The sequence below is a fragment of the Brucella sp. JSBI001 genome, assembly GCF_026014005.1.
Classification (GTDB): Bacteria; Pseudomonadota; Alphaproteobacteria; order Rhizobiales; family Rhizobiaceae; genus Brucella; species Brucella anthropi.
Genome location: NZ_CP110339.1, coordinates 1,678,512 through 1,690,117, shown reverse-complemented (window position 1 = coordinate 1,690,117; position 11,606 = coordinate 1,678,512). Strand labels below are relative to the sequence as shown.

The window sequence follows — 11,606 nt, the reverse complement described above, 5'->3', positions numbered from 1 at the left end:
AGGACTGTTTCAATGACGACGATTTTCGACGCGCCGGAGGAGTTTGCCTCGACCGCTCTTGCCGGGTTTGCCAGTATCTATAACCGCTATGTTCGCCACGTGCGTGGCGGCGTTGTTCGTTCCACAAAGGTGCCTCAAGGTAAAGTTGCTGTGGTTGTCGGAGGTGGCTCGGGTCATTACCCGGCATTTGCTGGTTACGTCGGGCCGGGCTTGGCGGATGCAGCAGTTGCTGGTGACGTATTTGCTTCGCCTTCCACTGCGGCAGTGGCGCGCGTCTGCCGACAGGCGCACAAGGGCGGCGGTATTCTGCTGGGATTCGGCAATTACGCCGGAGACGTTCTTAATTTCGGCGTTGCTGCCGAACGCTTGCGTGCCGAAGGTATTGATGTCCGCATCGTACCCGTAACCGACGATGTGGCTAGCGCTCCGGCTGATATGCATGAGAAGCGGCGCGGCATTGCTGGAGATCTGGTTGTGTTCAAAATCGCGGGTGCCGCTGCCGAAGCCGGTCTGTCACTGGACGAAGTCGAACGGCTGTCACGCCACGCGAACGCGAACACTGTCTCCTTTGGCGTTGCCTTCAAAGGCTGCACCTTGCCGGGCGCACCGCACCCGCTCTTTACGGTACCGGAAGGCCAGATGGCGCTTGGTCTCGGCATTCACGGCGAACCGGGGATCAAGGAGGAGGCGATCCTGCCTGCCTCCGGTCTGGCAAGCCTGCTGGTGGAAAAACTTCTGGCGGAATGTCCAAAAGGAACGCAAAAAGTTGGCGTTATCCTGAATGGCCTCGGTGCGACCAAATACGAAGAACTGTTTGTCCTGTGGACGGCGATTGCATCGCTGCTGGAAAAAGCCGGTCTCGATACTGTAGCACCGGAAGCGGGTGAATTTGTCACCAGCCTTGATATGCAGGGCTGTTCACTGACCCTTCTTTGGCTCGATGACGAACTCGAGCGCTACTGGACCGCAGCTTGCGATACTCCGGTTCTACGTCGCGGCGAAGCGATCGCAGTCGAGCCTGCGAACAATGTCATTGCCAACGAGGATGCAGCCCCCGATTTTGCTAAGGCGGATGAAGCCGGGCGTGCCGGTGGCGTTTGCATTCAGGGAATTTTGCACGCCGTCGCAGACGTGTTGGTCGAGGCTGAAGAAGAACTGGGCCGCATCGATGCCTTCGCCGGCGACGGTGATCACGGTCAGGGCATGCGACGTGGCTCTGCAGCTGCAAAAGATGCAGCTGATCAGGCCGTCAAGGCTGGGGCCGGGACCGCAAGCGTATTGGCTGTTGCAGGCGATGCCTGGGCAGATCGGGCCGGAGGGACCTCCGGAGCTCTGTGGGGGCTTCTGTTGCGCTCGTGGAGTGCGGAGCTCTCCGATAATGGCAACATTGATGATGGTGCAGTCGTTCGCGGTGGCAGGCGCGCGCTTGATGCCGTAACAACCCTCGGCCGCGCGAAACCCGGCGACAAGACATTGGTGGATGCATTTGTGCCTTTCATGGAAACGCTCGAAAACGCATTTGCATCGGGGAAACCACTTGCTGATGCATGGAAACAAGCCGCTGAAGTCGCCAAGGTGGCTGCGGAAGCGACAGCTCCGCTTACTCCGAAACTCGGTCGGGCAAGACCGTTGGCAGAAAAGAGCATTGGCCATCCCGACGCAGGCGCCATTTCACTGGCTCTGGTCGCAGAAATCGTCGGCAAGAAACTGAAAAGCTGAATTGTCAATCAGGCGGGCTGGTTCGAAGCCGGCCTACCTGACAGGCATTAAATGATTGTCTAAATAGCAATCAGGACGGGAGGATCTGGTAGAAATTATCAAGTTTTCCCGGCTTTGAGTGGGCTACCAGCATGACCAGTTTTTCCTGATCGAACACGCTAAACCAGTCTTCCCATTCCACGACTTCAAGACCGCCAGCATCCAAGGGTCGTTCGACATCGGCGACGAATTCCGGTTCGAAAACAATTCGCAAAACGGGCACTGCATCGGGGTCTATGGAAGTGCTGACAAAAGCCGGGTTTCCATTGCGAGCGGCCACCCAGTCCCGAATGGCTTCATGCGTATCTAGGGTGATCGTTTCACTCATCGGGAGCATTCCTCTGGTTGCTATCATTAAGGGCATCTTTGGCTCGGCTGGCGGACGAGTCAAATGCAAGCTTTCGTAATGTGCCATGATATTCAGATAGGTCCGCCCAGGTTTCTGAAAAGACACTGCTCCGTTCACTTTCTTCATGAATCTGCAATCGGGGTGAAATCTTTCAGTCCATCCTGTTGACGACGGCTGTGCGTTCATTCATGTCGTAAACCGACTATCTGCTGTTACAGCTTGGAAATCCCCAAAATGACTGAACGTCTCTCTCTCGCACGCGACCGCATCAATGTTCTTCTACTGGAGGGCATCAATCAAACGGCCGTCGATTACTTCAAAGCTTCCGGTTACACCAATGTCACGCATCTGCCGAAGGCGCTGGATAAAGCCGAACTGATTGAAGCGATTTCGTCTGCGCATATCGTCGGAATTCGTTCGCGGACGCAGCTGACTGAAGAGATTTTTGCTGCGGCTAACCGCCTGATCGCAGTCGGTTGCTTCTCGGTTGGGACTAATCAGGTTGAGCTGAAAGCTGCACGCAAGCGCGGCATTCCGGTCTTCAATGCACCATTTTCCAATACCCGTTCGGTCGCAGAACTGGTGATTGGCGAAATCATCATGCTGATGCGCCGGATTTTCCCTCGCTCCGTCTCCGCACATGCAGGCGGTTGGGACAAAACGGCAAACGGCAGCCGCGAAGTGCGCGGCAAGACGCTTGGTATCATCGGTTATGGCAATATCGGTTCGCAGGTCGGCAATCTGGCCGAAAGCCTCGGCATGACGGTGCGCTACTTCGATACTTCCGACAAGCTGCAATATGGTAATGTCAAACCGGCTGCGAGCCTCGATGAGCTGCTGAAGATTTCGGATGTCGTCAGCCTGCACGTGCCGTCCAACAAGTCGACTTCGAAGCTGATTACCGAAGCGAAACTGCGCAAGATGAAGAAGGGAGCCTTTCTCATCAACAATGCGCGCGGTACGGTTGTTGATCTGGAGGCTCTGGCGAAGGTTCTGCAGGAAGGTCACCTTGCAGGCGCTGCCATTGACGTGTTCCCGGTTGAACCAGCCTCCAACAACGACAGGTTTGTCTCCCCGATTCAGGGGCTGGAGAACGTCATTCTCACACCGCACATCGGCGGATCGACAGAAGAAGCGCAGGAACGTATCGGTTTGGAAGTCACCAGAAAACTGGTCGAATATTCTGATGTCGGCTCCACGCTGGGCGCTGTCAACTTCCCGCAAGTCCAACTGCCGCCGCGTCCCACGGGTACGCGCTTCATGCACGTGCATGAAACCGCCCGGGCATCCTCAACAGCCTCGTGAATGTTTTCTCGACGCATAACATCAACATCGCCAGTCAGTTTCTGCAAACCGATGGCGAAGTGGGTTATCTTGTGATGGAAGCAGACGGCGTCGGTGAGGCCAGCGAAACGGTTCTGCAAGCCATTCGCGAAATTCCCGGCACGATCCGGGCCCGTCTGCTCTATTGAGTGTATTTCGCAGCGCCAACTATCTCTGGCGCTGCGATTTCTCAAAACGTTTGATGAGGCGGTCTCGACGCAATCGCGAGAGGCGCTGAATCCAGAAAATACCGTCGAGCTGGTCTATTTCGTGCTGATGGCAAACGGCGAGCAAGCCTTCCGATTCCTCGGTTTGCTCGGTGCCACTCAGGTCTTGATGGCGAATTTTGATGCGGGCGTGGCGCTCGACGTCGTCGACTACGCCCGGCATCGAAACGCTACCTTCCTGATGATGGATTTTTTCGTCCGAAGCCCAGACTATTTCCGGATTCACATAGAATTTCGGGCTTGGCTCGGTCGGTAGTTCTAAAACCACCAAACGTTTCGATATGCCGACATGTGGCGCGGTGATACCGATGCCCGGTGCTGCGCGCATTGTATCGAGAAGATCGGTGCCTAATTCCTGCAAAGCGCTGTCGAACAGGGTGATCGGCTCGGCAATAGCGCGCAGTCGTTTATCCGGATAGCATACAATCGGGCGAACAGTCATCGGACCTCACATTCTGCACGCGGATAGACCTCGTATCCGCACACGATCTTTTGGCCGATTTTCACTGTGACTTGCAAACACTATCGCAGGTGACCGTCACAATCCTCGCGCTATAACGAGACGCTGTACGTCGCTGGTGCCTTCGTAAATCTGGCACACGCGAACATCGCGATAAATGCGCTCAACCGGATAATCAGCAAGGTAACCGTAGCCGCCATGAATCTGGATCGCGGCGGAGCAGACCTGTTCTGCCATTTCGGAGGCGACGAGTTTGGCCATTGATGCTTCGGTCAAGCAGGGTTTGCCCGCCTCGCGCAGCGCAGCTGCATGGAGAACCATCTGACGGGCTGTCTCAATCTTCGTTGCCATGTCGGCGAGTCTGAAAGCGACGGCCTGATGCTCGATAATCGGCTTACCGAATGTAATGCGCTCTTTGGCGTAAGCGCATGCAGCTTCGAACGCTGCGCGAGCCATACCGACTGATTGTGCCGCAATGCCGATGCGTCCGCCTTCCAGATTGGCAAGCGCGATTTTGTAGCCCTGGCCCTCATCGCCCAGTCGGTTCTCTACTGGGATGCGCATGTTGGTGAAAGCGAGCGCACAGGTATCCGACGAATGCTGGCCGAGCTTGTGTTCCACGGAAACAACTTCGTAGCCCGGAGTATCGGTCGGCACGATGAAAGCCGAAATGCCTTTCTTGCCTGCCGATGGATCGGTGATGGCAAAAGCGATCACCACGCTGCCATTCTTGCCCGATGTGATGAACTGCTTGGAACCGTCGATCACGTAATGATCGCCGTCGCGGCGTGCACGGGTTTTAAGCGCAGACGCATCCGAGCCGGCCTGTGGTTCGGTCAACGCGAACCCGCCGATCCATTCACCGGCTGCCATCTTGGGCAAAAAACGCTTTTTCTGTTCTTCGGTGCCGAAACGCAGGATCGGAACGCAGCCGACGGATGAATGGACCGAAACGATGGTCGAACATGCCCCATCGCCCGCAGCAATCTCTTCCAGCGCCAGAGCGTAGGCAACCGTACCGAGATTGGAACCACCCCATTCTTCCGGCACCAGCATTCCGAGAAAACCAAGCTCGCCCATTTCGGCGAGCTCCGCGCGTGGAAAAGCGTGCTCCCTGTCACGTGCGGCGGCACCCGGCGCGAGCCGTTCCTGCACGAACTGCCGGGCGGCATCGCGAATCTGCTCCTGCGTATCGCTCAAGAGCATCAGACGATCCTCTCGATACCAACCGCAGTCGCTTCGCCGCCGCCCAGACAGATGCCAGCAACACCGCGCTTCAGACCATGGGTTTCAAGGGCTGAAAGCAGGGTGACAAGTATGCGCGCCCCTGACGCGCCGATGGGATGGCCAAGGGCGCAAGCGCCACCATGAATGTTGACTTTGTCGTGCGGTAGATCAAGATCACGCATGGCCGCCATGGTTACCACCGCAAAAGCTTCATTGATCTCAAAGAGATCGACATCTTTCAGGTTCCAGCCGATTTTCGCTGAAAGCTTGTTTATGGCGCCGATCGGGGCGGTCGGGTAGAGATTCGGCTTGTCGGCATGGGTCGCATGGCCGACCAGAACCGCACGTGGGGTGAGGCCGCGCTTTTCCGCTTCGGAAGCACGCATGAGAACAAGGGCTGCCGCCCCGTCCGAAATCGAGGAGGAATTGGCAGCCGTCACGGTGCCGCCATCACGAAATGCCGGGCGAAGGGTGGGAATTTTGTCCAGTTTCGCCTTGCCGGGCTGCTCATCAATGGAAATTTCAACTTCGCTACGTCCAGCTTTCACTGAAACGGGGGTAATTTCGGCAGCGAAAAGGCCGTTCGTGATAGCATTCTGCGCACGTGTCAGAGAGGCAATGGCGAACTCATCCTGAGCTTCGCGAGTAAACTGGTAGGCTTCCGCGCAGTCTTCGGCAAAGGTGCCCATCAGACGACCTTTGTCATAAGCATCTTCAAGCCCATCGAGGAACATATGGTCGATAATCTGGCCGTGTCCCATACGATACCCACCACGTGCCTTTGGCAGCAGATAGGGGGAGTTCGTCATGCTCTCCATGCCGCCGGACACGATGACATCGGCAGAACCTGCCAGCAGCAGATCGTGCGCCAGCATGGTTGCCTTCATGCCTGAGCCGCACATCTTGTTGACCGTCGTTGCGCCGGTGGAAACAGGTATCCCGGCCTTGATCGAAGCCTGACGCGCCGGAGCCTGTCCCTGACCCGCAGGCAGGACGCAGCCCATATAGACATCCTCTACTGCTTCCGGTGCAAGACCCGCGCCCGCAAGTGCGCCGCGAATGGCGGCGGCACCAAGATCGGTCGCTTGGGCGTTGGCAAAATCGCCCTGAAAGCCGCCCATGGGAGTACGCGAAGCACCGACAATGACAATAGGATCGCTGTTGGACATGATTGTTCCTCGTTACTTTGCTGCCATGCGAAGTGCGCCATCCAGACGGATGACTTCACCGTTGAGCATCTGGTTTTCCACGATGTGGCGGGCAAGAGCCGCATATTCGTCCGGGCGACCGAGGCGAGGCGGGAAAGGCACGGAAGCGCCGAGGGCATCCTGCACTTCCTGCGGCATGCCCGCCATCATCGGCGTGGCGAAAATTCCAGGCGCAATGGTCATGACGCGGATGCCATATCGCGCAAGCTCGCGCGCCACAGGCAAGGTCATGGCAGCAACGCCGCCCTTGGAAGCGGAATAGGCAGCTTGCCCAATCTGGCCGTCAAAGGCTGCAACCGACGCCGTGTTGATGATGACGCCACGTTCTCCGCCTTCACCGGGCTCGTTCTTTGCCATAGCTTCGGCAGCAAGGCGCAGCATGTTGAATGTGCCAATCAGATTGATCGAAATTGCGCGCGTGAAGCTTTCCAGCTTATGTGCGCCGTCGCGACCGAGAACTTTTTCGCCCGGTGCCACACCCGCACAATTGATGAGTATATCGACGTGCCCGAAAGCCTCAAGCGCAGCCGCGATGGCAGCCTTGCCATCCGCATCGCTGGTGACGTCGGTGCGATGAAAGTTCGCCGCCGAACCAAGCGTCTTGGCCTGCGCTTCGCCAGCTTCCGCATTTACATCGAGAAGCATGACTTTGCCACCGGCATTGACGGCCATTTTCGCAACTGCTGCACCGAGGCCAGAGCTTGCGCCAGTAATCAGAAATACCCGATCCTTAATCTGCATATTCTTGTCCTCAAGCCTTCGTCTGTTGCTGTTTGTCGATTTCCGCCTTGCGCAGGAGGAAACGTTGGATTTTTCCGCTTGGTGTCTTGGGAAGCTCGTTCACGAAATCGATTTCACGCGGATAGGAATGGGCGGAAAGCCGCTTCTTCACGTGCAACGCCAGCTCATCCTTCAGTTCATGCGTACCTTCGACACCGGGTGCAAGGATAACGAATGCCTTCACAATTTCCGTTCGTTGCGGGTCAGGTACGCCGACGACCGCTGCTTCGTTGACGGCTGCGTGTTCAAGAAGGGCGCTTTCGACATCGAAGGGTCCAATGCGATAACCTGATGATGTTATAACGTCATCGGCACGGCCTATGAAGCTGATCGAACCATCCGGCTCGAATTCCACTGTATCTCCGGTGCGATAGTAACCGTCCGCAATGGCTGGTGTTTCCTGCTTGTAATAGCCGGAAAACCAGAGAAGCGGCGATTTTGCAATATCGACAGCAAGAATGCCGGGCTGATTAGGACCGAGCTCATTGCTCTGTTCATCCAGAATGGCAATGCGATAGCCGGGCATTGCATAGCCAGCCGAACCGTGTCGAACGGAATGTTCAAGGCCGTGATGATTATTTACCACCATGCCGAGTTCGGTCTGGCCGTAATGATCGTAAATCGGTGCGCCAAGATATGCGTCGAACCAGCGAATGACTTCCGGGTTAAGCGGTTCTCCGGCACTCGACACCACACGCAGGCGACCTTTGACACGTTTCGCAGCTTCCGGTCCCTCGGCCATTAACAGACGGAACGCAGTCGGCGAACCGGCAAGGCTGGTGACGCCAAGACGCTCGATAATGTCGTAGGTGCTTTCGGCGGTGAAACCACCTTCGTAAAGCGTGGTTGCCATGCCAAGCTGCAATGGCCCGGTCACGGCATAATAAAGGCCATAGGCCCATCCCGGATCGGCAATATTCCAGAAAATATCGTCGGAACGCAGGCCGATGGCTTCGCGCATATAGGCACCGAACGCCATTAGCGCATAAAGTGGGACCGGTACGCCTTTGGGCAGGCCAGCGGTGCCGGAAGTCGACATCATCAAGAACAGATCGCTGCCCTTGCGAAGCACCGGTGCGCAGTCAACTGAAGCAGAAGCCGCCGCCGCGCGAAAATCGACGTCGCCGGCTGGCAAGTCTTCGCTGGGCGCCAGCACGATTGCAACTTTGGGGCAGTTTTCAACTTCTGTCAGCTTGGAGCGGTTGGCCGTGTTGGTGACGACCAGTTTTGCGCCGCTGGTTTTCAGGCGGTGTTCGATTGCTTTTGGGCCGAAAGCGGTGAAAAGCGGCTGATAAATAGCGCCGATACGCCATGCGCCGAGAATGGTTGCAATGAGTTCTGGTGTGCGCGGCAACAGGCCGGCGACCACGTCACCAGCGCGGACACCTGCATCTTTCAGTACATTGCCGACACGAGCGGCCATATCGCGCAGGTTCTCGAAGGTAAATTCGGAAAGTTCGCCATTGGCTGCAATCGCGCGCAGGGCTACGCGATTATCACCCGTATGCCGGTCGCAGCATTCAATACAGGCATTCATGCCTGTTTCAGGATTGCCGTGAAGCTTTGCAATGGCATCTTCGATGCGAAATTGCGCGACGGCATCATCATAACGCATCCATCGCGCTGAAACGGACGTTTCAGTCATCCAGTATAACCTCCCTGACCGCCACCTCCTCGTGGCCAACCATGCCTAAAGGTTAACGCGTCACGCATTGCAAACAATGACATTAGATGCATTAATGTGTGATCGATTTTGCAACATAGAGAAGCCATGGAACGCCATAATATTGCATCGGGCTTTGTCGAGGATGCGCTCGAAAGCGTGCGTGTCCGGGGCATGGATACGGCTGCCCTGATGGCGAAGATCGGCCTGCCGGAGACAGTGACAGAACCCGTCACTAATGTGGAATATGGTCGTTTGTGGTGGCTGATTGCCGAAACGATCAACGACGAATTCTTTGGGCTGGCTGCAAGGCCGATGCGCCCCGGCAGCTTCAATCTGCTTTGTCATGCCGTGCTGCATGCTGGCACGCTGGAACGGGCTTTGCGACGGGCTTTGCAGTTTCTCAATGTAGTGCTGGATGATCCGCGGGGCGAATTGCGGATCCGCGATGGCATGGCCCATGTCGTTCTGACCGATGCCGGGCACCCGAGACCTGCCTTTGCTTATCGTGCCTATTGGCTGATCCTGATGGGTGTGGTCTGCTGGCTGATCGGGCGACGTATTCCGTTGCGGACGCTCGACTTTGCTTGTCCGGCACCGGTCCACCGTCAAGACTATCACAAGTTCTTCGGAGCGCCGGTCCTGTTCGACCAGCCGGTGACGCGACTGGTTTTTTCATCGTCTTATCTATCACTGCCGATCATTCGCAGCGATGTAGCGCTGGACAGTTTTTTACGAGAAGCTCCCGCCAATATTCTGATCCGCTATCGTCATGATAATGATCTTTCCGCAAGGGTACGCGCACAATTGAATGCTTTGCCAATCACAGATTGGCCTTCTTTTGAAGAGCTCGCGAAGGGACTTGGCATGTCCGTACCGACCTTGCGACGCAGGCTGCGCGGGGAGGGGCAGAGCTTCGGCACGATCAAGGATGAGTTGCGGTTCGTTATTGCTGAAAGGCTTTTGCAGGAAAACAGGTTGAGCGTGGCGGAGGTGGCTGCCGAACTTGGCTACAGTGAGCCGAGCGCCTTTTATCGCGCCTTCCATAAATGGATGGGGCAAAGCCCTGGGCGGTTTCGGACAGTACAACAGGAGGAATAAAAATGCCGGACGTTAAGTCCGGCATTTTGTCGCTTGGGAGGCAGTATCAGTCTTCCTTGATCATGCTGTCCTTGCTCGTATCCCGCATACGCAGATAAACGATAAGGGAAATGCCGATCATGATGGTGACGTACCAGTAGAAGCCGCGTTCCCAGCCACCATTCTTGAAGCTTAGTGCAACATATTCGGCAGTACCACCGAAGAGAGTGTTGGCCAGTGCGTAGGGCAGGGCTACGCCGAGTGCACGGATATGCGCCGGGAAAAGTTCCGCCTTCACCACAGCGTTGATGGAGGTGTAGCCGGTGACGATGATGAGCGCACCCATGACCAGCAGACCAGCCGTGATCGGGTCGCGGGTCTGTTCCAGCGTCGTGAAAATCGGATAGGTGAAAAGAACACCTGCGGCGCCGAACGCGATCATCAATGGCTTACGACCAATCCTGTCTGACAAAGCGCCAGCGATGGGCTGCAGGCACATGAAGACGAAAAGGGTCACGGCATTGATCTGGCTCGCTACTTCACGGCTGAAGCCGGACGTATTCACTAGGAATTTCTGCATATAGATCGAGTAAGCGTAGAATGCGAGCGTACCGCCGGCAGTCAGAAGCATGACGAGAGCGGTTTCCTTCGGATGATGCTTGATAAGCGTCCAGAAACCGGACTTTGGAGTGTCTTTGGTCTTGGCGTTCTTGAAGCTTTCGGTTTCCGCCAGGCCGCGACGCAGCCAGAATACTACAACGGCAAGCAGTGCGCCGATGAAGAACGGAATACGCCAGCCCCAGGCCTCCAGTGCCGGGGTTTCCATGGTCGACTGAAGCACAATCAAAAGCAAGATTGCGAGAAGCTGGCCTGAAATGAGCGTGACATACTGGAACGAGGAGAAGAAGCCGCGACGATCCTTGCCCGCCATTTCCGACAGATAGGTGGCGCTAGCGCCATATTCGCCGCCGACTGACAGGCCCTGCATCAAACGTGCGAGCACGAGAAGGGCCGGAGCTGCGAGGCCGATGGTCTGGTAATCGGGCGTCAGTGCGATGATGAGCGAACCTGCACACATCAGCGTCACGGACAGTGCAAGACCCGCCTTGCGACCCTTGCGGTCGGCGTAAATACCCATGATCCACGCACCGATGGGGCGCATGACAAAGCCGACTGCAAAGACTGCGGCAGCACTCATAAGCTGCGCGGTCTGGCTTTCAGACGGGAAGAAGTGCGGTGCAAAATAGAGCGCGAATGCTGCGTAAACATACCAGTCGAACCATTCGACCAGATTGCCGGTCGAGCCACCGATGATGGATTTCAGGCGGCTATTGGTGCTTTGCACTTCACTCCGTTCACTTGTAATTGAGACCATGGGTTGCTCCTTCCAATCTCTGGATTTTTGAATTTCACCCCTTATTGTGGAACCGGATCAGCGAAACGGTTTCAGGGTGTTTTGCCGTCGCCATCAACTCGTCTCTCTGCACTTCCACTTGGGTTCGTGAGAGAAGGCTTGTTTGGCGCTGGTGAA

General features: G+C 56.4%; 9 protein-coding genes and 1 pseudogene. 3 read left to right on the top strand and 7 right to left on the bottom strand.

All coding sequences use genetic code 11. The features are described 5' to 3' along the window. The first annotated feature begins 12 nt into the window (after positions 1 to 12). Entirely contained in the window at positions 13 to 1,719 is a 1,707-nt protein-coding gene (locus LJ361_RS08040) for a dihydroxyacetone kinase family protein (RefSeq protein WP_029929909.1), read from the top strand. 70 nt (positions 1,720 to 1,789) lie between these two features. Here LJ361_RS08040 and LJ361_RS08035 read toward each other — a convergent pair whose 3' ends face one another. After that, positions 1,790 to 2,086 carry a hypothetical protein gene (locus tag LJ361_RS08035; RefSeq protein ID WP_036577551.1) on the bottom strand — a complete coding sequence of 99 codons (297 nt, stop codon included), beginning with the start codon at positions 2,084 to 2,086 and terminating at the stop codon, positions 1,790 to 1,792. A 255-nt stretch (positions 2,087 to 2,341) separates the two neighbouring features. Here LJ361_RS08035 and serA point away from each other — a divergent pair. Continuing rightward, positions 2,342 to 3,579 (top strand): annotated as a pseudogene (serA, locus tag LJ361_RS08030) (phosphoglycerate dehydrogenase). A gap of 19 nt (positions 3,580 to 3,598) precedes the next feature. Here the strand turns inward: serA and LJ361_RS08025 are convergent. From LJ361_RS08025 to LJ361_RS08005, 5 genes are all read right to left on the bottom strand, one after another. Next, the gene (locus LJ361_RS08025; RefSeq protein ID WP_010661737.1) at positions 3,599 to 4,099 is read right to left on the bottom strand and encodes a peptide deformylase; all 501 of its coding nucleotides are present in this window, start codon (positions 4,097 to 4,099) and stop codon (positions 3,599 to 3,601) included. A gap of 96 nt (positions 4,100 to 4,195) precedes the next feature. Then, a complete protein-coding gene (locus tag LJ361_RS08020; protein ID WP_010661738.1) occupies positions 4,196 to 5,323 on the bottom strand; it encodes an acyl-CoA dehydrogenase family protein in 1,128 nt (375 codons plus the stop codon). After that, positions 5,323 to 6,513, bottom strand: a complete 1,191-nt coding sequence (locus LJ361_RS08015; protein WP_029929912.1) for an acetyl-CoA C-acyltransferase — start codon at positions 6,511 to 6,513, stop codon at positions 5,323 to 5,325. The genes LJ361_RS08020 and LJ361_RS08015 overlap by 1 nt, the downstream gene beginning before the upstream one ends. Positions 6,514 to 6,525: 12 nt before the next feature. Continuing rightward, positions 6,526 to 7,293: a 3-hydroxyacyl-CoA dehydrogenase gene (locus LJ361_RS08010; RefSeq protein WP_010661740.1), complete on the bottom strand. Its 768-nt coding sequence runs from the start codon at positions 7,291 to 7,293 to the stop codon at positions 6,526 to 6,528. Between the two features lie 10 nt (positions 7,294 to 7,303). After that, a complete protein-coding gene (locus LJ361_RS08005) occupies positions 7,304 to 8,977 on the bottom strand; it encodes an acyl-CoA synthetase (protein ID WP_264813268.1) in 1,674 nt (557 codons plus the stop codon). A 126-nt stretch (positions 8,978 to 9,103) separates the two neighbouring features. Here LJ361_RS08005 and LJ361_RS08000 point away from each other — a divergent pair, with 126 nt between their 5' ends. After that, positions 9,104 to 10,096 (top strand): AraC family transcriptional regulator, encoded by a 993-nt coding sequence (locus LJ361_RS08000; protein WP_264813267.1) that lies wholly within the window; start codon positions 9,104 to 9,106, stop codon positions 10,094 to 10,096. A 46-nt stretch (positions 10,097 to 10,142) separates the two neighbouring features. On the opposite strand, the gene LJ361_RS07995 is transcribed toward LJ361_RS08000, so the two are convergent. Further along, positions 10,143 to 11,450 (bottom strand): MFS transporter, encoded by a 1,308-nt coding sequence (locus tag LJ361_RS07995; RefSeq protein ID WP_010661743.1) that lies wholly within the window; start codon positions 11,448 to 11,450, stop codon positions 10,143 to 10,145. Positions 11,451 to 11,606: the final 156 nt, after the last annotated feature.

Bases quoted from the DNA above. Each gene is read 5' to 3' on its own strand.
- LJ361_RS08040 (WP_029929909.1), top strand. From the start codon at position 13: ATGACGACGATTTTCGACGCGCCGGAGGAGTTTGCCTCGACCGCTCTT.
- LJ361_RS08035 (WP_036577551.1), bottom strand. From the start codon at position 2,086: ATGAGTGAAACGATCACCCTAGATACGCATGAAGCCATTCGGGACTGG.
- LJ361_RS08025 (WP_010661737.1), bottom strand. From the start codon at position 4,099: ATGACTGTTCGCCCGATTGTATGCTATCCGGATAAACGACTGCGCGCT.
- LJ361_RS08020 (WP_010661738.1), bottom strand. From the start codon at position 5,323: ATGCTCTTGAGCGATACGCAGGAGCAGATTCGCGATGCCGCCCGGCAG.
- LJ361_RS08015 (WP_029929912.1), bottom strand. From the start codon at position 6,513: ATGTCCAACAGCGATCCTATTGTCATTGTCGGTGCTTCGCGTACTCCC.
- LJ361_RS08010 (WP_010661740.1), bottom strand. From the start codon at position 7,293: ATGCAGATTAAGGATCGGGTATTTCTGATTACTGGCGCAAGCTCTGGC.
- LJ361_RS08005 (WP_264813268.1), bottom strand. From the start codon at position 8,977: ATGACTGAAACGTCCGTTTCAGCGCGATGGATGCGTTATGATGATGCC.
- LJ361_RS08000 (WP_264813267.1), top strand. From the start codon at position 9,104: ATGGAACGCCATAATATTGCATCGGGCTTTGTCGAGGATGCGCTCGAA.
- LJ361_RS07995 (WP_010661743.1), bottom strand. From the start codon at position 11,450: ATGGTCTCAATTACAAGTGAACGGAGTGAAGTGCAAAGCACCAATAGC.